This window comes from Arthrobacter sp. LT660 (assembly GCF_056172845.1).
The window spans coordinates 2,009,267-2,030,212 of the sequence record NZ_CM149651.1; the positions used below are offsets into that span (position 1 = coordinate 2,009,267).

At 70.6% G+C, this 20,946-nt stretch carries 20 protein-coding genes; 10 read left to right on the forward strand and 10 right to left on the reverse strand.

What is annotated here, in order from left to right; all coding sequences use genetic code 11:
- Window positions 1-53 precede the first annotated feature (53 nt).
- Complete coding sequence (locus AC0QSG_RS09265; RefSeq protein WP_475375169.1) at window positions 54-599, forward strand: MarR family winged helix-turn-helix transcriptional regulator; 546 nt, start codon at window positions 54-56, stop codon at window positions 597-599.
- On the opposite strand, the gene AC0QSG_RS09270 is transcribed toward AC0QSG_RS09265, so the two are convergent.
- The gene (locus AC0QSG_RS09270; RefSeq protein ID WP_475375170.1) at window positions 596-1,363 is read right to left on the reverse strand and encodes a phosphatase PAP2 family protein; all 768 of its coding nucleotides are present in this window, start codon (window positions 1,361-1,363) and stop codon (window positions 596-598) included. The two genes, AC0QSG_RS09265 and AC0QSG_RS09270, sit on opposite strands and share 4 nt — an antisense overlap.
- Window positions 1,364-1,486: 123 nt before the next feature.
- On the opposite strand from AC0QSG_RS09270, the gene AC0QSG_RS09275 reads away from it, so the two are divergent.
- Both AC0QSG_RS09275 and AC0QSG_RS09280 read left to right on the forward strand, forming a co-directional pair.
- Entirely contained in the window at window positions 1,487-2,659 is a 1,173-nt protein-coding gene (locus AC0QSG_RS09275) for an MFS transporter (protein ID WP_475375171.1), read from the forward strand.
- Window positions 2,660-2,755: 96 nt separating this feature from the next.
- Window positions 2,756-3,220 carry a universal stress protein gene (locus tag AC0QSG_RS09280; RefSeq protein ID WP_475375172.1) on the forward strand — a complete coding sequence of 155 codons (465 nt, stop codon included), beginning with the start codon at window positions 2,756-2,758 and terminating at the stop codon, window positions 3,218-3,220.
- 19 nt (window positions 3,221-3,239) lie between these two features.
- On the opposite strand, the gene AC0QSG_RS09285 is transcribed toward AC0QSG_RS09280, so the two are convergent.
- From AC0QSG_RS09285 to AC0QSG_RS09315, 7 genes are all read right to left on the reverse strand, one after another.
- A complete protein-coding gene (locus AC0QSG_RS09285; protein ID WP_475375173.1) occupies window positions 3,240-4,457 on the reverse strand; it encodes an amidohydrolase in 1,218 nt (405 codons plus the stop codon).
- 14 nt (window positions 4,458-4,471) lie between these two features.
- Window positions 4,472-5,206, reverse strand: a complete 735-nt coding sequence (locus AC0QSG_RS09290; RefSeq protein ID WP_435728516.1) for a hypothetical protein — start codon at window positions 5,204-5,206, stop codon at window positions 4,472-4,474.
- 25 nt (window positions 5,207-5,231) lie between these two features.
- Window positions 5,232-5,978, reverse strand: coding sequence for a DUF5058 family protein (locus AC0QSG_RS09295; protein WP_475375174.1), 747 nt, complete (start codon window positions 5,976-5,978; stop codon window positions 5,232-5,234).
- Between the two features lie 189 nt (window positions 5,979-6,167).
- Entirely contained in the window at window positions 6,168-7,127 is a 960-nt protein-coding gene (locus tag AC0QSG_RS09300; protein WP_475375175.1) for an Lrp/AsnC family transcriptional regulator, read from the reverse strand.
- A gap of 79 nt (window positions 7,128-7,206) precedes the next feature.
- Window positions 7,207-9,198 carry an SIP domain-containing protein gene (locus tag AC0QSG_RS09305; RefSeq protein WP_475375176.1) on the reverse strand — a complete coding sequence of 664 codons (1,992 nt, stop codon included), beginning with the start codon at window positions 9,196-9,198 and terminating at the stop codon, window positions 7,207-7,209.
- Between the two features lies 1 nt (window position 9,199).
- Window positions 9,200-10,228 carry a FecCD family ABC transporter permease gene (locus AC0QSG_RS09310; RefSeq protein ID WP_475375177.1) on the reverse strand — a complete coding sequence of 343 codons (1,029 nt, stop codon included), beginning with the start codon at window positions 10,226-10,228 and terminating at the stop codon, window positions 9,200-9,202.
- Window positions 10,225-11,289 carry a FecCD family ABC transporter permease gene (locus AC0QSG_RS09315; protein WP_475375178.1) on the reverse strand — a complete coding sequence of 355 codons (1,065 nt, stop codon included), beginning with the start codon at window positions 11,287-11,289 and terminating at the stop codon, window positions 10,225-10,227. The genes AC0QSG_RS09310 and AC0QSG_RS09315 overlap by 4 nt, the downstream gene beginning before the upstream one ends.
- A gap of 56 nt (window positions 11,290-11,345) precedes the next feature.
- On the opposite strand from AC0QSG_RS09315, the gene AC0QSG_RS09320 reads away from it, so the two are divergent.
- Window positions 11,346-12,191 (forward strand): MBL fold metallo-hydrolase, encoded by an 846-nt coding sequence (locus AC0QSG_RS09320; protein WP_475375179.1) that lies wholly within the window; start codon window positions 11,346-11,348, stop codon window positions 12,189-12,191.
- 32 nt (window positions 12,192-12,223) lie between these two features.
- Here AC0QSG_RS09320 and AC0QSG_RS09325 read toward each other — a convergent pair whose 3' ends face one another.
- Complete coding sequence (locus AC0QSG_RS09325; protein ID WP_475375180.1) at window positions 12,224-13,258, reverse strand: iron-siderophore ABC transporter substrate-binding protein; 1,035 nt, start codon at window positions 13,256-13,258, stop codon at window positions 12,224-12,226.
- Between the two features lie 198 nt (window positions 13,259-13,456).
- Between AC0QSG_RS09325 and AC0QSG_RS09330 the strand changes: the two genes are divergently transcribed.
- Entirely contained in the window at window positions 13,457-14,260 is an 804-nt protein-coding gene (locus AC0QSG_RS09330; RefSeq protein WP_475375181.1) for an SDR family NAD(P)-dependent oxidoreductase, read from the forward strand.
- A 187-nt stretch (window positions 14,261-14,447) separates the two neighbouring features.
- On the opposite strand, the gene AC0QSG_RS09335 is transcribed toward AC0QSG_RS09330, so the two are convergent.
- A complete protein-coding gene (locus tag AC0QSG_RS09335) occupies window positions 14,448-15,554 on the reverse strand; it encodes a mechanosensitive ion channel family protein (protein ID WP_475375182.1) in 1,107 nt (368 codons plus the stop codon).
- Window positions 15,555-15,872: 318 nt separating this feature from the next.
- Between AC0QSG_RS09335 and AC0QSG_RS09340 the strand changes: the two genes are divergently transcribed.
- The 5 genes from AC0QSG_RS09340 to AC0QSG_RS09360 all read left to right on the forward strand — a co-directional run bounded on the left by AC0QSG_RS09340 (window position 15,873) and on the right by AC0QSG_RS09360 (window position 20,923).
- Window positions 15,873-16,418, forward strand: a complete 546-nt coding sequence (locus AC0QSG_RS09340) for an AMIN-like domain-containing (lipo)protein (protein ID WP_475375183.1) — start codon at window positions 15,873-15,875, stop codon at window positions 16,416-16,418.
- A gap of 120 nt (window positions 16,419-16,538) precedes the next feature.
- Window positions 16,539-17,522 carry a PhzF family phenazine biosynthesis protein gene (locus AC0QSG_RS09345; protein WP_475375184.1) on the forward strand — a complete coding sequence of 328 codons (984 nt, stop codon included), beginning with the start codon at window positions 16,539-16,541 and terminating at the stop codon, window positions 17,520-17,522.
- Between the two features lie 129 nt (window positions 17,523-17,651).
- On the forward strand, window positions 17,652-19,109 hold the full coding sequence (locus AC0QSG_RS09350; RefSeq protein WP_475377298.1) for a DHA2 family efflux MFS transporter permease subunit: 1,458 nt from the start codon (window positions 17,652-17,654) through the stop codon (window positions 19,107-19,109).
- A gap of 174 nt (window positions 19,110-19,283) precedes the next feature.
- On the forward strand, window positions 19,284-20,105 hold the full coding sequence (locus AC0QSG_RS09355) for an amino acid-binding protein (protein WP_475375185.1): 822 nt from the start codon (window positions 19,284-19,286) through the stop codon (window positions 20,103-20,105).
- Entirely contained in the window at window positions 20,102-20,923 is an 822-nt protein-coding gene (locus AC0QSG_RS09360; protein WP_475375186.1) for a TetR family transcriptional regulator, read from the forward strand. Before AC0QSG_RS09355 ends, AC0QSG_RS09360 begins: the two co-directional genes overlap by 4 nt.
- Window positions 20,924-20,946: the final 23 nt, after the last annotated feature.

Below are 20,946 nucleotides of genomic sequence, written 5' to 3' on the forward strand. Positions count from 1 at the left end.
AATACAGAGGTTACCTCACTATGTGGTTGCCCGGCAATCTGTAGACTGGTGGCATGCCCCTCAACCATCCCCCGCTCCCCGACTCGGCCGCTCTCGGCGACCTCTTCCATGCGGCGTTCCGCGGGCTGCGACGGACTTGGGCTGCTCAGTTGGCGCCGTTCGAACTGACCCCGCACCAGTGGCGCGCCCTCCACGTCCTGGCCGGCGGCGGCCACGTCCACCCACATACGTATCCCGAAGCCCCGCACCGGCGGCGACCGGCTGCCGGAGACGATGTCGAGGCCGAGCCCCAGGCGCTGAGGTTGAACGAGCTCGCGGACCGGCTGCGCATCGCTCCGCGTTCGGCCACGGAGGTGGTCGACCAACTCGAGGTGAAGCAACTCGTGACACGGCGGGCCGATCCGCGCGACCGCCGGGCGACGCAGGTGGTGCTGACCGCGCAGGGCACGGCGCTCCAGCAACGTGTCATGGCCGTTCGGCGTCGCGAGTCAGGCCGCTTCTTCGGGCGGCTGGAAACGGATGAGCAGGCGGAACTTGCCCGCTTGCTCACCCTCCTCGCCGAGGACACGGATCCGGTCGCCCCCCGGCGAATGCCCTAGCGGGCCGCCGGAGGTCCAGCCGGCTCCGTGTCGGGACCCGCCGGAGTGCCGACGGGTTCCGCCGTGCGCCAGGTGTCCACGGCGATTGCCAGACCGAGAATGGCCATCGCGATGCACATGGACCCGACAACATCGGTGAACCAATGGAACCCCGTGTAGAGGCGGCTCGAGGCAGACGACAGGATCCACAGCACCGCCGCCGCGAGGCCGCCCCAGAACATCCACGGCCTCGGGTTGGTGTGCCTGGAATAGAGCACGTAGAAGCCCAGCAGCGCGAAGTTGGTCGCGCCCAGCGTGTGCCCGGAAATGAAGGAAAACGTATGGTCGGCCTCGAACAGCACCATCAGGTCCGGCGGTGGGCGCGGCTTGTCCACGGTGTCGCGGATGACAATGGCGATTCCGACGCCCAGCAGCATCCCGCCGGCGAGCATCGTGGGACGCCAGGCGTGCTTGCCGAACCAGATCCACCCCACGGTCAGCACCAACATCAGCACCGGCAGGAAGACGGGGCCGGTGACCATGGAGAGGAACCACATCACCCCGTCCCATCGCGGACCGCGCAGCTCCACGAACCAGTCGCGCAAAGGTTCGTCCAGGGCGGCCGCCCCGGCGTCGTTCAGGATGCTCCACAGGATGTAGGCAAAGCCGGAGAGGCCAACGACGGCCAAGGTGGCCGCCGTCCGCAGCAGACCCAGCCGCCCCTGCTCCGGCATGGGCCGTTGTTCGTCGAAGTAGCGCCGCACCACGGCGCGCGCATCTGCCATGCCCAAAAGCGTAGCCCTCCGGGGACGGCCGCGCAGGACATCGGCTCGGATCCCCGGACCGTCCGCTGCGCGGGGCGGAACCCGGATTGTGCCGACCCGCCGCGGACAGGACAGGATGGGGCGGTGACCACTGCCCCGCGCCTCTGGCTTCCCGCCGGACTCTCCCTGATGATGGTCGGCTGGGGAGCCAACCAGTTCGCCTCGTTGCTCGCGTTCTACCGGCAGGAGCACGGGTTTTCCGAGCTGGCCGTGACCGCGATGCTCGGCATCTACGTGCTGGGGCTGATTCCCGCCCTGCTGGTCACCGGACCCGTCTCCGACTTCGCGGGACGTCGGCGGCTGACCCTTGGCGCCATCCTCCTGTCCATCCTCGCCAGCGCCATCATGACATTCGGCGGCTTGGGGCCGACCGCGCTGTTCGTCGGCAGATTCGTGGCCGGCGTCGCCACGGGCATCGCCATGGCCGCGGCGACGAGTTGGGTCAAGGAACTCTCCCAGCGTCCGTGGACCGAGGTGCCCGCCGTCGGCGCGGGAGCGCGGAGGGCCTCACTGTTGACGACGGCCGGATTCTGGCTGGGCCCGGTGGTCAGCGGGCTGGTGGCGAATTGGGCGCCGCACCCCGGGATCCTGCCGTACCTGCTGCACATGGTCCTGTGCGTCCCGTTGCTGGTGCTCGCGTCGCGCCTGCCGGAGACGCGCCCCCGCACCAACCGTCCGCCGGGGATCCTCCGCCTTCTGACCACGACGCCGGTCCCGAGGTTCCGCCGCGTCGTCGCCCCGGCCGCGCCCTGGGTCTTCGGATCCGGGACGATCGGTTTCGCCGTCGTCCCCGGCATGATCGACGACGTCGGGGGCTCGCGGGTGCTCTATGCGACGGCGGCCGTCGCCCTGACCCTGGGTTGCGGCGTGGCGGTCCAGCCGTTGGCGCGCCGTGTCGACTCGGACCGGTCCGCGCGTGCCCTGCTCGCGTCGCTGGGGACCGTCCTGAGCGGTCTACTGGTGGCCCTGCTCGCCGTCGTCGTGCAGGATCCGTGGACGGGACTGGCGGCCTCCGCGGTGTTGGGCGCCGGGTACGGGCTGACGATGGTGTCCGGACTACTGGAGACGCACCGCGCGGCCGGTCCGCACCAGATGGGGGCGCTGACCGGACGCTACTACACGCTGGCCTATCTGGGGTTCCTGGCCCCCACCGTCCTGGCCTTCGCCGGACAGTGGGTGGATCCGGTGGCGATCCTGGGCTCCGTCGCCGTCCTCTGTGCCGCGTCGATCGCAACGGTGGCCGCAAACGCGCGGTGACCCGTCCTATACAGCGCAGGTCGGGCGGCGCATGATGGGCATGTCAGCACAAGTCCCGGCCACGGAACGCGGTCGGGTGGCCAACAGGAGGAAGCCGTGGAAGAGAGCAACAACGACCAGAGCACCCAGGCCGGCCGGATAGTCGTCGGCATCGACGGATCCGAGGGATCGGTCACGGCGCTGCGGGCGGCACACCGGATCGCGGGCGCGCTGGGCCAACGCATCGTGGCCCTTGCCTGTTGGGATATTCCGGCGATTCCCGACGGCTACTCGCAAATTGGCCGGAATGAATTCGAGGATCGCGCCAAGGAGGATCTGGAACGGACCCTGGGGAAGGCCTTCGGTGACGACCGGCCGAAGGACCTCAAGGCGGTGGTCCGGTACGGAAGCGCACGGCCCCTCCTGATCGAGGCCAGCCGGGATGCCGACATGCTGGTTCTAGGCCGGCGAGGCCATGGGGGGTTCCACGGCCTCCATCTGGGATCCGTGAGTTCGGCCTGCGTGGCACGCGCCCACTGCCCCGTGCTGGTGGTCCACACGACGGACACCGCACTGGGCTGACGGGCGCGGCGCCGCCCCGCTACGGCGCGAGGTAGGCCCGGACCGCGGTGATCGCCGCCGCCGTACCGGTGCTGAGGGTCGGTTCCATGACCGGCCCGAAGAACGGCGAGTGGTTCACCGGCATCTCCTCCGCCGGCCCCTCGAACCCCCCGAACATCCAGTACACCTGCGGAACGCCGATCGAATCGGCCAGGTGCCCGACGTCCTCGCTGCCCATCAGCGCCGGCTGTTCGTGGACGTTGTCCTCGCCGAGTACGCTCCGCAGGGCGGCCGCGACGCGGTCGGTGGCGTCGGGGTCGTTGTAGCAGCGGGGGAAGGAGTAGAGCTCCTCGACCTCCGGCTCGGGCGCCGCGCCGGCGGCGGCCTCGGCGCTGACGATGCGCTTCACGGCAGCGATGACCTGGGCGCGGACCGGCTCCTCGAACGTGCGGATGTTCAGCGTGAACTCCGCGCGGTCCGGAATGATGTTTTCCTTCAGCCCCGCGTGGAAGGTACCAGCCGTGACGACGGCGGGCTTCAACGGCCCCAGTTCGCGAGAGACGATGGTCTGCAGCCGCGTGACCATGTGCGCGCCGATGACGATCGGATCGATGCTGTTCTGCGGCTGCGACCCGTGCGACTGCTTTCCGCGGACAGTGACCTTGAGCGAGTCCGCCATGGCCATGGCGGTGCCGCGGCTGTAGTTGACGTGCCCCGCCCGCAGCGGCATGACGTGCTGGCCGAGGACCACTTCGGGCCGCGGCGCGCGGTCCCACAACCCGTCCTCGAGCATGGCGCGGGCGCCGGCCCCGGTCTCCTCGCCGGGCTGGAACACCAGCACCAGCGTGCCGGACCAGGTCCCGCGCTCGCGCAGGAGCACCTTCGCCATGGTGAGCGACGCCGTCACGTGGGTGTCGTGGCCGCAACCGTGCATGACGGGGACCTCGGTCCCGTCCTCGAGCGTCCCGCGGGCCGTGCTGGCGTAGTCGAGTCCCGTGTCCTCGGCGATCGGCAGCCCATCGGTGTCCGCCCTGAACGCGACCACGGGGCCGTCACCGTTGCGGATGACGCCGACGACGCCGGTTCCGCCGCAGCGGAAGTTCTCGACGCCCAGCGCGTCCAGCGCGGATTCGATGTACGCGGCGGTCGCGGACTCCTGCATGGACAGTTCGGGGTTGGCGTGGAGGTGGCGGTAAAGGCCGTGCATCTCCTCGCGCTCTGCCGCGGTGAGTTCCAGTGGGTTGTGTGTCGTTGCCATGATTCGGGGGACTCCTAGGATTCGTGCGGTTCTTCGGCGACCGGCGCGTGGACCGTCTTGCGGTCCCGTAGGAACCACGCCAGGAAAATGGTGGACACCACGACGATGGCGGTTCCGTAGAAGGCCATCTGCGGCACGGACCGGATCACCACGAACAGCATGATCAGGGACAGGACGACGGCGATGATCGTGGCGCGCACCTGACGCATCGATACGATGCTCTGCACGAGAACCGCGCCGAGGACCGACGGCAGGATGTACAACCGGGCCACGTCGATGACCTCCGTCGGAATGACGCTGATCAGCCACGTGCCGAGGATGCCGACGAAGATCAGCAGCGACGTCAGGTGGACGGCGGCGGCCCCGCAGATCGCCATGACGGCGGCGATGTCCCCGCGCCGCGTTCCGGGCTTGGCTCCGATGCTGGACTGGGCGACGAGCGCCGCGGGCAGGAGCTTGTTGGAGATGTTGCCGATCATGAACGCCTGGTACATCGCGGAGGAGCCGAGGATCGGGAAGTACGTCACGGGCTCTAGGATCCACAGCACGCCGAACACCGCGGCGACGGCGAGGAACGCGACCCAGATCTGGCCACCGGTGAGTTCCATGCCGGAGAAGAAGGCCAGGTAGACCGGACCGATGAGCGATAGCACCAGGCCCGCGGTCATCGTGATGCTGCCCCAGCGGGACGTGGTGTTTTCAAACTCCGTCATGCCCGCGGCGGCGCGGCTGTCGAGTTGCATGCTCATGGTGTTTCCCTTCGAAAAATGCGGGCTAGGCGGAGTGGGTGGAGTACGCGACGATAAGGGCGATGACGATGGAGATTCCCAGCGCCCATTCGCGCAGCCAGCGAACGCCGAAGTGCTTGGCGATGAACAGGCACACGCCCATGGCAGCCGCGGAGGCGACGACCGCCAGCACGTGGACACCGGACTTCGGAAGCTCGCTGAGCGTCAGCATGCTGAAGGCGCCCAGCAGGGCGGCGCTCGGAATGATGGCCATGGCGGCGGGGTTCAATTTGGCCAGGCTCTTGCTGCCGCGCTTGAGAACCGGGGTGAGGATCAGCGTGGAGAGCATCCACATGGCCCCGCTGAGGCTCATGGCAATGAACGCCAGCGCGAAGATCTGCTGCGTGTAGTCCGGACCGCCGAGGGTAACCCCCGCGGTGCCGGCCGCGATGCCGGCGGACGCGACCTCCGCCGCCGCCGAGCCGATGAGGCCGATACGTACGAGCACCGCGGGCGTCCCGAAGAGGGCCAACAATGCGACGGCCACCAGCACGACGGCGAGCGACGGGCCGATGGAGGCGACGGCGCCGGCGCGGAACGCGTCCTTGACGTCCGTGGCTTCCATGCCGATCTCCGGGGCGGCCTTGCGGGCGGCCTTCACGTAGAGGACCGACTGGAGAACGATGACGGCGAAGACGCCGAGCGCGCAGAACCAGACGATGGGCGAGTTGGCCGCGGCGAGAATATCCGTGGATCCGGGGTTGACCTGCAGCGGGATGTTCAGGGAACTCATGCCTGCGCGGCTCCTGTTCATGTGATCGGGGACACCCAAAGCTTCCTTGGGGTGAACACCACGATCCAGTGTGATCCGCGTCATGACAAGAGCTGCCGGAAATAGACAGATGTTTGGCCACATCCCCCACGCCGGGCCTCCCACGTGTCTTTTTCGTCGGTAATCGTCACGTGCGGCGGCGCGGCCGACTCAAAAGGCCAGGTGGTTCAACCGTCCCCCGCGCTTGCGCGCGTGCAATAGGATGGTGGACTCGATCGATTCCGCCTCCTGGGCCCAGTCCGACGTCGTAATGAAGTCGTAGAGCTCCGCGTTGGTCGCGAACGTGACGTTGGCAACGACGTGGCAGGCGCCCGCGACGGCCACCGCGTAGCGGACCTGCCGATGGGTCGCCAGCAGGCGGCCCAGGTGTTCGACCTTCTGCGGAGCCGCGCTGATCCAGAGCATCGCCTCCACGGGAAGCCCCAGGGTCGCCGGCTCCACGAGCGCCCGGATCTGCACGCGGCTGTTCGCCAGCATCCAGTCCAGCCTGCGGCCGGCCGTCGTTTCCGACGTCGAAGCCCGCCGGGCGATGGTTTCGAGGCTGGCCCTGCCGTCCTCCGCCAGGGCGTTGGCGATCCGCAGATCGACGCCGGACAGGGTGTCGTCGGGGATCATGCCCGCGGTCTCCGGCGTGAAATCGTTGGTCAGCGCCGCGATTTGTTCGGGCGTGATGGCCTCGGACGTCCACCGCCTGATGGTGCGGAAATAGCGGAGGATCGGATAGCTCAGCGCGCGCACCAACCCCACCGTCGCCGGGACCTCCGTGGTCAGCACATTACGCATTGCGCCGTGGTCGAACAGAAGCTCCGCGACGCAGTCGGCGCCCCCGGTCATGATGTAGGAGAACGTGGAGTCCTGCCGCTGCGCCACGGATTCGGCTGTTACCCGCGCGGTTCCGGGCGCGCACTGGAGCCGCAGCAGCGCCGACTCCGCGCGCAGGCGAATGCCCACGATGTTGACGAGCTCCGCCTCGATCAGCTCGTTGCCACGCCGGCCGATCGTGCGTTCGGGCTCCTGCAGCACCGCGGCGATCTTCCGCCACGGCGCGCGGGGGTCCACCTGGAGCGCGGCCACGATGCGCATTTCCAAGTCGTCGAGAACCCGGTCCACGGGCGCCACCTTTCCTCCAGAGGGTCACCGAGAAGCCTAACGGCAGGCCGGCGACAGGAACGTCGTGCGACCCGTCCCGCTACGCCTCGGCCTTGCCGCGCCGCCAGTACCCCATGAAGGAGACCTGCTTGCGGTCCATTCCGGCGTCTCGCACGAGGTAGCGCCGCAGTTCCTTGATGGTCCCGGCCTCCCCCGCCAGCCACGCGTAGAACGGTTGCGTGGCTCCCTGGGTGGTTTCCCAGAGGATCGTGGCGTCGATGTCCACGTCCTCCGGGTCCACACCGGTGTCCACGGCCCCCGCCCCGGGGATCGCTACGGTCTGTCGCACTGCGGACGCGAGCAGCTCCCCGTGCGGACGGGACCCCCGCGGGAGCCACTCCACGGTGACGCCGGACCGGGTGAACGAACCCTGGATGTCGTCGACGGCCGGCACCTCGATGAAGGCGTTTCCGGTGATGCCGGGCGGCAGCGACTCCAGGATGGAGCAGATGGCCGGCGCGGCGGTCTCGTCCCCGGCGAGCAGGATGCGGCGGGCGGGGCCGGGACGGAACTCGATCCCGCCGTAGTCCGGACCGCACACGTTCTTGTTGGGTCCCAGCAGTGTCACCTCGGCGCCGGCCTCCGCCTCGGCGGCCCAGACGGACGCCGGTCCGCCCACGAGCCGCCCGTTCTCGCGGCGGATGTGCAGGACGAAGTCGATGTCCAGTTCCGGGGTCGGCCCGACGTTGCCCGGGTGGCCCGCCGGCCGGAACGAACGGATCGAATAGGTGCGCATGCTTCCGCGCACCGAGGGTTCGTGCGCCAGCCATGCGCGGTACCAGCCGGAGGCCTCCTCCCCGGACACCGAACCGCCGGGCCGCAGGTGGGCCAGCAGGTCGCCGTTCCCGCCGGCTCCGGGCCGCGGCGCGGACGGTTCCCCACCGGTTTCCCCCGCGGGCGGCACGATCACCTTGACGCGCAGGTCCAGCGGCGAACCCCCGGTGCCGAAGTGCGCCAGATCGGCGCCGGCAAAGGTGATGCGGCGGAAGCTCGGCCCGAGGGTCTGCACCTCCACGGCGGTCATCGCGAACGCCAGCGTGGAACACACCTCGAGGGACGGTCGGCGGTCGTCCACGACCAGCGCCGTGGGAACCGCCGCGCCCGGCGCCGCGGACCCGGCAACGGCGTCGTCCTGCGCGGGCCGCGCCAAGCCGCCCGCCGCCGCGGGAGCTTCGGACTCCAGGGCGGACCGTTCCGGGGTGCAGGCGCCGCCGGCCCCGGCGGCCGGTGCCGCCGCGCGCCGGACCACGCGGTTCCGGCCGATCGGCAGGACCAGCGGCGTTCCGGCCACGGGGTCCGGGATCACCCGGCACGGCATGCCGAAGACGCTCTGGACCATGGTTTCGGTGACGACGTCGGCGGGGCGGCCCTGCGCCACGATCCGCCCGTCCTTGAGCGCAACGAGGTGGTCCGCGTAGCGGGCCGCGAGGTTGAGGTCGTGCAGCACGATCGCCACGGTGGTCCCGCGTCGGCGGTTCAGGTCCGCCACCACGTCGAGGACCTCCAGCTGGTGCGCGACGTCCAGGAACGTCGTCGGTTCATCGAGGAGCAGCAGGTCGGTCTCCTGCGCCAGCGCCATGGCGATCCATACGCGCTGGCGCTGCCCGCCGGACAGTTCGTCGACCGGGCGCTCGGCCAGCTCCGTGGTCCCGGTGGAGGACAGTGCGCGGTCTACCGCGGAATCGTCCTCGCCGGTCCAGCGGCGGAACCAACCCTGGTGGGGGTAGCGGCCGCGGCCCACCAGTTCGCGCACGGAGATGCCGTCGGGCGCGATGGGAGACTGCGGCAGCAGGCCCAGGACCTTGGCGACCTCCCTCGCCGGACGCCCGTGGATGTCCGCGCCGTCGAGCAGCACGGATCCGCCGGCGGGCTTCAGCAGCCGGGACAGCCCGCGCAGCAGGGTTGACTTCCCGCAGCCGTTGGCGCCGACGATCATCGTGACCTCTCCGGCGGGGAGCAGCAGCGTCAGATCGTCCACGACGGTCGTGGCATCGTAGGACAGGGTCAGGGAGCGCGCCTCGAGGGTCGCCATCTCAGCCTCCGGTTCCGGTTTTGTTGGAGCGCACCAGCAGCCACAGGAGGAACGGCGCGCCGAGGGCGCCCGTCACCACCCCCACGGGAAGGTTGGTGTCGCCGAATGCGTTGCCCGCCACGAAATCCGCCCCGAGCACCAAGACGGTGCCCGTGAGCGCGGAGCAGGCCAGGTTGTGCCGTCCGCCGGCCATCATGCGCGCCAGCGGTCCGGCGAGGAAGGCCACGAAGGCCAGCGGGCCGGTGACCGCCGTCGCGACGGCGGTGAAGGCGACGCCGAGCAGCACCAGGCCCAGCCGGGTGCCGGGCACGTTCAAGCCCAGTCCCGCCGCGGCGTCGTCGCCCAATTCCAGGATGCGCAGCCTGCCGCCGGCCAGTGCGGCGAATGGCAGCAGCAGCGCCATGGCCACGGCCAGCGTTCCTGCCCGTTCCCAGTTGCTGGAGGTCAGCGAGCCGACCAGCCAGTGCAGGGCGTCCCCGGCCGTGCGGATGTCGGTCCGCGTCAGCAGGTAGCTGATCACCGCCTGGAGCATGGCCGCGAACGCGATGCCCGTGAGCACCATCCGCGCCCCGGTGTGCCGCCCGGCGTCCGCGAGCCAGTACACGGCCAGCGCGACCACCAGTGCCCCCGCGAAGGCGACGAGCGCCAGCGCGGGGCCTTGCAGCCCGAAGACCAGCATGCCGACGACGGCGGCCGTGGCCGCACCGTAGCCGATGCCGATGACGTCCGGGCTGGCTAGCGGGTTGCGCAGGAGGGTCTGGAACACGGTGCCGGAGATCCCGTAGCAGGCGCCCGCGAGCGCGCCCACGACCGCGGCGGGGAACCGGTCCTCCATCACGATGAAGGTTGCGCCGGGGATCGTCTCGCCGCCCAGGATCGCGAGGAAATCGGGGACGGAGACGGAATAGCCGCCCAGCAGGACGTTGGTCAGGAACAGCACGACGGCGGCGGCGCCCAATGCCGCGCAGACCACGAAGGCCCGGCCGCGCAGCCGGCGCCGCTGCGGCACGATCTCGGGGGCGATGGTCACAGGGCCACCCGCTTTCCGCGGCGGATGAGCCAGATGAAGACGGGGGCCCCGATGAGGGCGGTCATCACGCCGACCTGGACCTCCGAGGGCGGCAGGACCACGCGTCCCGCGACATCAGCGAGCAGGAGCAGAACCGGCCCTGCCAAAGCCGCGAGCGGAAGGATCTTGCGGTAGTCGCCACCGACGAGGGTGCGCACGGCGTGCGGCACGACCAACCCGACAAACCCGATGGGCCCGGCCAGGGCCGTGGCGCCGCCGCACAGCAGCACCACGCCCACGGCTGCGGCGGCACGCGCCCAGCCGACGCGGATGCCGAGGCCCCGGGCGGCGTCGTCACCGAGCGCCAGCCCGTTCAGTAGCCGGGCGGAAAACAGCGTCACTGTCGCGCCCACCAGGAGGAACGGGAACACCTGGCCGGTTTCCGCGATGGTCCGCACGCCGAGGGTGCCGACCTGCCAGAAGCGGAAGCTGTCCAGGGCCTGGTCGCTCATCATCAGCACGGCGTTCATGACGCTTGCCAGGCCCGCCGCCAGCGCCGCGCCGGCCAGCGCCAGTTTGAGCGGGGTCGCACCCTCCCGGCCGAGGCTCGCCACGAGGTACACCAGCACGGAAGCGGCCGCCGCGCCGGCGAACGCGAACCAGATGTAGCCGGAAATGCTCGCGACACCGAGGAGGTAGATGCCCAGGACGACGGCCAGCGCGGCGCCGGCGTTCACCCCGAGGATGCCGGGATCCGCGAGCGGGTTGCGGGCGATACCCTGCATGGCGGCGCCAGCCAGACCCAGCGCCGCGCCGACCAGCAGCCCGGCGATCGTCCGCGGGATCCGGGAGCCGACGACTGCGTGGTCGCCGTTGCCGGCCTCGGGCGCGGCCAGCGCGTCCCAGACCGTGCCCAGCGAGGTGGCCCGCGCGCCGACCGTCAGGGACAGCACGGCCGCCGCGATCAGGAGCGCCAACAGGACGGCTCCGAGCAGCACGGTTTCGCGCAGGCGCAACGGCGCCCTACGCACGGATGCCGACGCGGAAGCGCGTACGGCGCCGCTCGCGGTGGTGGTGGTCATCGATGGTTCCCTCATGGTTGGATGGCCCGCCCGGGGGCTGTCCCTAGACTGTGGGAATGGTACATACGCTCCCGCAGGGACCCTATTCCGGGCCGGTCCCGGAGCCCGTCTCGGCCTTCGGCTCGGTGCTGACCGCTCCGAATCCGGGCCCGATGACGCTGGACGGAACGAACTCCTACGTTTTCTCCTTCCCCGGTTCGGACTCGGTGGTGGTGGTAGACCCCGGGCCGGACGATGCCGGCCACCTGGCCGCGCTGGCGGGCCAGGGTCGCGTGGAACTCGTCCTGGTGACGCACCGGCACCCGGACCACACTGGCGGCATCGACACGTTCCATCGGCTGACCGGCGCCCCGGTCCGCGCGGCGCTCCCGGAATTCTGCCGCGGGGCCGAACCGCTGCTGGCGGGAGGGACGGGCGGCCGGGAGGTCGTCCGGGCCGCGGGCCTCGAGTTCTGGGCGCTGGCGACGCCGGGCCACACCTCCGATTCGGTGTCCTTCTTCCTGCCCCACGACGGGCCCCACGGCGCGATGGCCACCGGGGATACGATCCTGGGCCGGGGCACCACGATCCTCGACTTCCCCGACGGAACGCTCGGGGATTACCTCGACTCGCTGGACACGCTCGCGGGGTTCGGGCCGGCGGCCCTGCTGCCCGCGCACGGGCCCGTCGGAGCAGCGCTGGACGACGTGGTCGCGCGGTACCGCGCCCATCGCCTGGAGCGTCTGGACCAGGTACGGGACGCCCTCGCGGCGCTGGGCCACACGGGCGTGGGCCCCGCCCCCAGCGTCGTCGAAGTGGCCGACGTCGTGTATTCGGACGTAGACCCTTCGGTGCGCGGCGCGGCCGAGCACTCCGTCGCCGCCCAGCTGCACTATCTGCTGGGCGGCACGGGCGGAGGCTAGTGCCACGGGGGCACCGATACGCGTCGGGGACGCTACTTCTTCGCGGCCTCGACGACCATCGGCGTGAACTCGTCGAGGGCCCACGGCAGGCTCAGCGGACTGGCGGCGGAGATCGCCAGCGTGAGCTGGTCGTCGCTGGTGGCCACGAGTCCGTCGTTCTTCACGGCCGGGATCTGGCCGAACAGGGCGTGTTTCTGGATCGACTCGTTCGTGGTTCCGGCCGGTAGCCAGGTGAAGAAGACGTCGGACTCGAGCTCGTTGGCGCGCTCTGCGGACCAGTTGTAGTAGAACTCGCCGTCCTTGGCGTTCTCTGCCACGACGGGCGCCTCGGTCATGCCCAGCGCCGTCAGGAAGCGGGGGCGGTTGTCGCCGCCGGCGTAGATGTTGATGCCGCCGGCCTCGGGCTCGAGGTTGCCGGCGATGAAGGTGGTGTCCTTCAGGACCGGGTTGGCCTCGGTGACGGCAGCGACCTGCTCGTCGACGTCCTTGATGACGGCGTCGGCCTCCGCGGTCTTGCCGAGCGCCTTGCCGATCGTGGACGTGGCGTCCTGCCACGACGTCGTGTAGTTCGCCGAGACGGGACCGACGACGGGGGCGATCTTGGAGAGCTTGTCGTAGTCCTCCTGAGTCAGGCCCGAGTAGGCGGCCACGATGACGTCCGGGCTCAGCTTCGCGATCTCCTCGAAGTTCACGCCGTCGGTCTCGTCGTACTGCGCGGGCGCCTTGGCGGTACCAATGGCCGCGCCCATCTCCTCCAGCTTGGCGTCCTTCCAGTCGGTGGAGCCGTTGTCGTTGTTGCCCCAGGTGTCCAAGGCCATGCCGACGGGGACGACCCCGAGTGCCAGCGAGACGTCGGCGTTCACCCAGGAGAGGGTCGCGACGCGCTCCGGCTGGGACTCGATCGTGGTCTCGCCGTAGACGTGCTCCACCGTTACCGGGAAGGCCCCGGAGACGTCGGAGGAGGAGGCCGCGGCCTCCGAGGAGGCGGCACCCGCGCCGCAGGCGGAGGCTGAGAGGACGACGGCGGCGGCGGCGGCCAGCAGGCCGGCCCGGCGGGAGAATTCCATGGGATTCCTTTGAGGGAGTGAACGGCTCCGGGGACCCGGAGTGGATTGCTCAGTAAGGTTAGCCTTCGTGTTGCTAATTACGCAAAGAAATTCTGACGTAAAACGTCTCGGGCGATACCGCCGCGGTTTCGCTCCCCCGGGCGGGAACGGATCCGGGTCGCTCTTGGGCGGCACGCCGAGCTTCGCTACAGTCGGGGCATGTCCAGCGCCACACCCCAGTCCGAAGTCCGCTTCACGGCACACCCCCCATACACGGCGCTGATCACCGGCGCCTCGGCCGGCCTGGGGGCGGAATTCGCGCGCCAGCTCGCATCCCGCGGGTACGGCCTGTGCCTGGTGGCCCGCAACGCCGGGCGCCTGTCGGATCTGGCCGCTGACCTCACGGCGCGCTACGCCGTCCCGGTCGAGACGATCCCGGCGGACCTGGTGACGGACGAGGGAATCGCGGCCGTGTCCGAACGGCTCCTCGACGTCGACCGCCCGGTCACCATGCTCATCAACAACGCGGGCCACGGGCTGAAGGGCAATTTCGCGGACAACAGCCTCGAGGCGGAGCTGGAACAGCTCCGCATCCACACGGAAACCCCGTTGTCGCTGGCCCACGCCGCCCTGCGCGCGATGTCCGCCCAGGGCGGCGGCCGGATCATCAACGTCGCCTCCGTGGCCGCGTTCACGCCCCGCGGCACCTACTCGGCCTCCAAGGCCCTGCTGGTCAACTTCAGCCGGTGGGCCAACGTCTTCTACCGCGACCGCGGGATCAGTGTCACCGCCGTCTGCCCCGGCCTGGTGCATACCGAATTCCACGAGCGCATGGGCATGGACAAAAAGGGGATTCCACGCTGGGCCTGGCTGAACCCGGACCGCGTGGTGGAAGTGGCGCTGACGGATGCCAGCGCGGGCAAGTCGGTCTCCATCCCCTCGGCGCGCTACCGCGTCGCCGTGACCTTGGCGCGGTTCGTGCCCGACGCGCTGGTGGAGCGCATCGGCCGCGGGCGCGACTAGCGCGCAGGGTCGGCCACGGCGCCGGCGTCACATGACGGCACTACGGCGAACCGCCCCACGCCGGGAGTTCTTAGGCATGCCTTATGTCGAATTCGGCTCATCCCTCGGACTTGGGCCAGGCCAGCGTGTGCTAATCATGCCGATCGGCACCTGCCTCGCCGAGGGGCCATGGCGCCGCGGGCGCCTATCAGGCGAGCGGGCGCTGGCCCACGGGCGCGGGCAGCGCGTCCGGGTACTTCTCCTGGATCTCGTGGACCAGGCGTTCGCGGACGTGGTTCTTCAGCGACCAGAGGTCGCCGGGGTTCCGCGCGCTGACGAAGATGCTGACCTGGAGGATGCCGCCCACCGCGTTGACCACGTTCAGCACGCCGGAGCGGCCGTCCCAGAGGTCCGTGGCGTCCAGAACCTGCTGGAGCCGCGTGCGCAGCCGCTCCACCGGGGCGGTCCAATTGAGGTCCAGGACGACGGTCCCGCTGATGTCCGACGTCCCGCGCGACCAGTTTTCGAAGGGTTGGGTGGTGAAGTGCGTCGAGGGCAGGATCATGCGCCGCTCGTCCGGCATGGTGACCACGACGTAGGTCAGCGTGATCTCTTCGATATTTCCCTGTTGCCCTTCCACGAAGACCGTGTCGTCCACCCGGATCGCGTCCGTGAACGCGATCTGCAGTCCGGCGAAGACGTTGGAGAGCGTGCCCTGCACCGCGAGGCCGGCGACCACGGAGATCAGACCCGCGGACGCCAGGATACCGGCCCCGAGCGCCCGCACCTGGGGTATCAGCAACAGGATGCCCGCGACGGCGAGCGTGATGACCACGGCGATCGCCACGCGGCGCAGGAGCGTCACCTGGGTGCGCAGCTTGGCCATCCGGCGTTGGTTGGGCAGGTCCTTCCGGTACTTGGCCAGCAGCGCCGACTCCAGCAGGTGCAACAGGACCGTGATCAGCCACGCAAACGAGCCGATCAGCGCGCACAAGAGCAGGAAATTGACGACGTCGTGCCATCCGGTGTCCTGCGCGGTGGCCTGCAGGGCCGTGGTCGATCCGGCGAGCGCGAGCACCAACAGGAAGGGCAGCCGGGCCCGGTTGATGTCCGTCCGCAGGGCCGGGTGGTCGCGCAGGATGCGGCCGATCACGACGGCGAGCACCAGCGTGATGGCCGTGGCCGCCGCGACGGCGATCGCGACGGCCACGAGCGGCCGGGCGGCCTCGGGCAGGGCACCGGCGCCCGTGGCAGCCGCGAGGCCGCCTATGGTGTCGGCCAGCTCGGGCGGGGATGAGGTCGGAAAGGCAAGCATTGCTCCAATGTTCCACAGGTGGCGGGGTTGGCGCGACGCGAACCTCCGGCCCCGGCGGGGCGGAATTGTGACCGGCCACGTCAGAACGTGACCGCGCGGCGCCGGGCGAGCGGGCACGGTGACGCAATAGACACCCGCGGTGCCCCCGGCGGTGATGTTCGCGGCCTCCCCCGGCGCCGGGCCGCCGAATCGCCCGACCGCCTCCCGTTACCGGCCATAACGCTTGCGCCGCACTTGGGAAAACGACTATCCGCGGCGGTCGCCCCGGCGCATCATGAATCCGTCACAGCCACCCCCCGTCCTTGGGAGACGATCACCATGAAAGCACTCAAAGCCGGCATCGCCACGGCGCTGCTGGTCGCCGGCCTCGGTCTGGGCCCCGCCGGACCCGCCGCCGCCGCCCCCTATTGCGGAATCACATGGGGCTCCCTCGCGGAGCACCGCGCCGCAATGTCGACCGCCCAGGTCACCAATGTCCGTACCGGACGCCACACCTGCTTCGACCGCATGGTGGTGGACCTCCGCGGCGACGCCAAGGGCTACGATGTCCGCTACGTTGCCCACGTACACACCGGAGGCGAGGGTCGAGTGGTTCCGCTCGCCGGGGCCGCCGACCTCCAGGTCGTGGTCCGCGCGCCGGCCTACACGTCCACGGGCCGCGCCACGTACGCGCCGGCGAACCGCGCCAAGGTCGTCAACGTCGCCGGGTACCGCACATTCCGCCAGGTCGCCTTCCTGGGGAGTTTCGAGGGCCAGACCTCGTTCGGGCTCGGGGTCCGCGCGCGGCTCCCCTTCCGCACCTTCGTCCTCGACGGCCCGGGAAACAACTCCCGGCTGGTCATCGACGTCGCCCACCGCTGGTAAGGACGACAGGGCCGGGGCCGCCGCGACGCGGCGGCCCCTCCCGTGTGTTCCGGCGCAACAGTGGCGTCACGAACCGCGGCAGGCCGCCACCCGTCCGGGCGCCTGTGCCACGATGCTGAGATGGAACGTCCCTATAAACAGGTCGATGTCTTCACCTCCGTGCCGTACCGCGGCAACGCGCTGGCCGTGGTCCTGGATGGCGCGGGCCTCTCCGAGGCGGACATGCTGCGCTTCGCGAACTGGACCAACCTCGCCGAAACGACGTTCATCCTGCCGCCGACGCAGGCCGGCGCCGACTACCGGGTCCGGATCTTCACGACAACGACGGAGCTCCCCTTCGCCGGCCACCCCACCCTCGGGACGGCGCACGCGTGGCTGGAGGCAGGAGGCCGGAGTTCGCGCCCCGGCGTCGTGGTCCAGGAGTGCGCGGCGGGCCTGATCGAGATCCGCACCGAGGCGGACCCGGACGACGACGGACGCCGGCTGGCGCTGAAGGCGCCGCCACTGGTGCGCACGGGGCCGCTCGAGGACGACGTGCTCGAATGGGCGCTGTCCGGCCTGGGCCTGGTGGCCGGGGACGTCCTCGGCCACCAGTGGGTGGCCAACGGACCGCTGTGGGCCGGCCTGCTGCTGCGCGACGCCGACGCGGTGCTGGCGCTGGAACCCGACTTCGCCGTGCTGGAGGGCCTGGAGGTCGGGGTGATCGGCCCGCACACCTCCGCCGGGAGCTCCGCCGCGGGATACGGAGACGAGCGTGCTGAACGCCCCAAGGGCGCCCGCGCTGAACTGGAGCCGCTGCCGGGGCGCCCCGGTCGGGACGACGCCGGCGTCTTCCAGGCCGTCGTCGCCACGGCCCCCGCCGATTACGAGGTCCGCGCCTTCTGCCCCGGCGAGGGCCTCCCCGAGGATCCGGTGACCGGCAGCCTCAACGCGGGGCTGGCGCAGTGGCTGATCCCCGCCGGGCTGGTCCCGGAAAGCTACACCGTCCGCCAGGGCACGCGGCTGGGCCGCGCTGGCCACGTCCAGGTCTTCACGGACGACGGCGGCGTCTGGATTGCCGGGCAGGCCGTCACCTGCATCGACGGGACCATGCGCACCCGCTAGCCGCCGTCCGTCCGGGTGCGCGGGCTCGCGGAGTAGGCTCGAGCGGTGAACACCGAACAGCCACCCGCCGACGACGTCCAGGACCGGAAATCCTGGGCGGCCCTCTGGGCGTTGGTGATCGGGTTCTTCATGATTCTGGTCGACTCGACCATCGTGTCCACGGCCATGCCCGCCATCATGCGCGGGCTCGGCACGGACATCAACGGCGTCGTCTGGGTCAACAGCTCCTATCTCCTCGCGTTCGCCGTCCCGCTGCTCATCACCGGTCGTCTCGGCGACCGCTTCGGGCCGAAGAACATGTACCTGGTGGGGCTGTCGGTCTTTACCCTCGCCTCACTGTGGTGCGGACTGGCCCCGGACATCGGAACCCTGATCGCCGCCAGGGTGCTCCAGGGTCTGGGTGCCGCACTCATGAGCCCGCAGACGATGACGTTCATCACCCGCATGTTCCCTGCGAGCCGCCGCGGCGCCGCCATGGGCATCTGGGGCGCCGTGGCGGGGATCGCGACGCTCACCGGGCCGTTGCTCGGCGGAGTGCTGGTGGACACGCTCGGCTGGGAGTGGATCTTCTTCGTCAACGTCCCGGTCGGCGTCGTCGCCTTCTGGCGGGTGTGGACCCGGGTCCCGCAGCTCGAGGCACACAGCCAGCGCTTCGACCTGCCGGGAGTTGCGCTGTCCGCCGTCGCGATGTTCCTCATCGTGTTCGGCATCCAGGAGGGCAACACGTATGGCTGGGGCGAGGTCGCCGGGGGAATCGGTATCTGGCACGTGATCTGGGCCGGTATCGGCGTGCTGGCGCTGTTCCTGCTCTGGCAGCGGTTCAACCGGAACGATCCCCTGCTGCCGCTGGGGCTGTTCCGCAACGCCAACTTCTCGCTGGCCAACGTGGCCATCATGGCCATGGGCCTGGCGATCACGGCACAGAGCTTCCCGCTGATGCTCTACCTCCAGTCCGTCCGCGGGCTGTCCCCCACGCTCTCCGCCCTGATGATCGCTCCGATGGCCGTCTGCGCCGGCGTGCTGGCCCCGGTGGCGGGCCGCTTCGTCAACCGGATCGACCCCAAGCGGCTGGCCGTGCCGGGGTTCCTGATCTTCGGGTGTTCCATGGTGGCCTACGGGTTCGTCATGGGCCCTCAGACCCCCTATTGGCTGCTTCTGGTGCCACCCATTTTCATGGGGCTGGGCAGCGCGCTCATCTGGCCTTCCGTGTCCCTGACCGCCACCCGCGACCTGGGGCAGGCGGAGGCCGGCGCCGGGTCCGGCGTCTACAACACCACCCGGCAGGTCGGCGCGGTCCTCGGGTCTGCGCTGATCGCGGCGTTAATGGAGGGGCGCATCGCCGCGGAAACGGCGGCAGCGGCCGCCGGGCGGGGAGCCGCGGTTCCCGGTGGCGGCGAGGGCAGCATGGGCGAACCCGTCCCCGAGTTCCTCCACGCCGCGTTCAGCGCCGCCCTGGGGCAGTCGTTGCTGCTCCCCGGCCTGGTGGCGGTCGCGGGCGGCGTCGTGGCGCTGTTCTTCCGATCGCAGCGGACGGCCACGGATGCCGAGCGGCCGCGGACAGACGCGACCGACGATCTCACACGATAGTGACGCCGGCGCAACACCGCCGACACACCGGCGGGCCATGCTTGCCGCATGAAGAGGCTCACGGGGTCCGTCCGGACCCGTCGCGATAAACACGCCCCACCCGCCCATCCGCTGGCATGCCCGGACTGCGGGCAACCTCCGGAACCCGCCCACCTGCGGCGGATGCTTGGTTTGGTGCTAGCGATCCTGCCGGTGGAGCTCATCGTGCATGCGGCGGTGATCCAGTTGGAGCTCCCGTTGCTTCTCAAGGTTGTGCTGTTGACACTTGCCGCCACGGCGCTGGCGATTTGGGTCGCCGAGCCCTCGGCCGCCCGCCTCCTCCGGGGGTTCCTCCACGCGCCGCAACTGCGCCGGCACCGGGAGTTGAACGAGGCGCAGGCGCTGTGGCGGCTGCGGTTCTCGTTGTCGGACCGCGCCGGCGCGCTCGAGCGGGTCACCCACGAACTCGCCGTCGTGGACGCGAATATCCTCGCGATCCACGTGCACCCGCTCGGGGACGCCAGCGCCGCGGTGCTCGACGAACTCGTGGTCTCAGCGCCGGCGTCGCTCGGGGAAGCGCAACTGCTGGGGGCGTTGCGCACGGCCGGCGCGCGCAGCCGCGCGGTCTGGCCCACCACGCCGATGGCGTTGGCGGACGCCCAGACCCGTAGCCTGGGGCTGGCCGCGCGGGTGGCCGCCGAGCCCGAGTCCCTGGCGGAGGCGCTGTCCGAGCTGCTGGGCGCGACCATCCACTCCCCCGCCGGCGCCGTCAACGTCTCCCGCACCGGCGGACCCGGCGGCACCCGGGCCGCACCGCCGTCGGACGGCGACGGCGCCTCCGGTACCGTCCTGCGGCTGCCGACGCCGTCCGGGACACCACTTGTCGCCCACCGTCCCGGCGAACCGTTCACCCCGGCCGAGTCCGCCCGCGCGCACCGCCTCGCCGAACTGGCCGAGGCGGTGGAGGTCGACCGGGCGCGGCGAGTCCGACCCGCCGTGCTAGATTCACCGGCATGAGTCCCACGCCGCCGTCCGCGATCCCCGACGCCGCCCTGCGGCTCCTGCTGGAGCAGGGATTCGACGCCACCAGCGTGGACCAGTTGGCCGCCGCCGCCGGCATCAGCCGCAGCACGTTCTTCCGCCGCTTCGGCACCAAGGAGGACATGGTGTTCGCGGACATGGAGGCCGTGATCAACGTCGTCGAGACGGTCCTCGCGGCTGGGCGCGACCGGCCCGCGGCCGCCGTCGTCGACGCGGCCCTGGCGGTTTTCGACCATCACACCTCGCGCCCGGACGCGTCCCTCCTGCGGCATCGGTTGCTGCAGGAGGTCCCCGCGCTGCGCGACCGCGAACTGGTCAGCACCCACCGCTACGAACGGACGTTCCGCCGCGGCCTCGACGCCGCCTACTCCACGCACCGCGGCGACGTCGGCGACGCGAACGAGGACGCCGGGCACGCCGGCCTCGAGGGTCGCGAGGGTCGGGAGGGCGCGGAGGGCGGCAGCGCATCCGTGGCCTTCGCCGCGGCCGTGGTGGCCGTCCACAACGCCTTCCTGCGGCGATGGTTGCGCGGACCGGGCGACGCAGTGCGCCGCGATCTGGCTCGGGAGCTCCGCGGCCTGGCCGACTTGTTCGAGCCGCGGCTCGCCGACCGCGGATCCAACCTCGCAGCCTCCCGCCTCCCCGCCTTCGGGGCGGGTGCAAAGGCAGGCGGCGCAGATCAAGGTGGCACGGTCGGCGGGGTGCGGGGCGCCGTCGTCGTGACCGTATTGGACCCCGGCGCGGCCACGGAAGACATCATCGCCGCCGTGCGCGAGGCGCTGCCCCGCGACTGAACGAACCCGAGAATGGGACTTAG

Excerpts from the sequence above, each read along its gene's own strand:
- AC0QSG_RS09290 (WP_435728516.1), bottom strand. The coding sequence starts at position 5,206 with ATGAGCATGCAACTCGACAGCCGCGCCGCCGCGGGCATGACGGAGTTT.
- AC0QSG_RS09330 (WP_475375181.1), top strand. The coding sequence starts at position 13,457 with ATGTCCAGCGCCACACCCCAGTCCGAAGTCCGCTTCACGGCACACCCC.
- AC0QSG_RS09325 (WP_475375180.1), bottom strand. The coding sequence starts at position 13,258 with ATGGAATTCTCCCGCCGGGCCGGCCTGCTGGCCGCCGCCGCCGCCGTC.
- AC0QSG_RS09265 (WP_475375169.1), top strand. The coding sequence starts at position 54 with ATGCCCCTCAACCATCCCCCGCTCCCCGACTCGGCCGCTCTCGGCGAC.
- AC0QSG_RS09285 (WP_475375173.1), bottom strand. The coding sequence starts at position 4,457 with ATGGCAACGACACACAACCCACTGGAACTCACCGCGGCAGAGCGCGAG.
- AC0QSG_RS09345 (WP_475375184.1), top strand. The coding sequence starts at position 16,539 with ATGGAACGTCCCTATAAACAGGTCGATGTCTTCACCTCCGTGCCGTAC.
- AC0QSG_RS09335 (WP_475375182.1), bottom strand. The coding sequence starts at position 15,554 with ATGCTTGCCTTTCCGACCTCATCCCCGCCCGAGCTGGCCGACACCATA.
- AC0QSG_RS09360 (WP_475375186.1), top strand. The coding sequence starts at position 20,102 with ATGAGTCCCACGCCGCCGTCCGCGATCCCCGACGCCGCCCTGCGGCTC.
- AC0QSG_RS09315 (WP_475375178.1), bottom strand. The coding sequence starts at position 11,289 with ATGACCACCACCACCGCGAGCGGCGCCGTACGCGCTTCCGCGTCGGCA.
- AC0QSG_RS09340 (WP_475375183.1), top strand. The coding sequence starts at position 15,873 with ATGAAAGCACTCAAAGCCGGCATCGCCACGGCGCTGCTGGTCGCCGGC.
- AC0QSG_RS09320 (WP_475375179.1), top strand. The coding sequence starts at position 11,346 with ATGGTACATACGCTCCCGCAGGGACCCTATTCCGGGCCGGTCCCGGAG.
- AC0QSG_RS09350 (WP_475377298.1), top strand. The coding sequence starts at position 17,652 with ATGATTCTGGTCGACTCGACCATCGTGTCCACGGCCATGCCCGCCATC.
- AC0QSG_RS09295 (WP_475375174.1), bottom strand. The coding sequence starts at position 5,978 with ATGAGTTCCCTGAACATCCCGCTGCAGGTCAACCCCGGATCCACGGAT.
- AC0QSG_RS09270 (WP_475375170.1), bottom strand. The coding sequence starts at position 1,363 with ATGGCAGATGCGCGCGCCGTGGTGCGGCGCTACTTCGACGAACAACGG.
- AC0QSG_RS09305 (WP_475375176.1), bottom strand. The coding sequence starts at position 9,198 with ATGGCGACCCTCGAGGCGCGCTCCCTGACCCTGTCCTACGATGCCACG.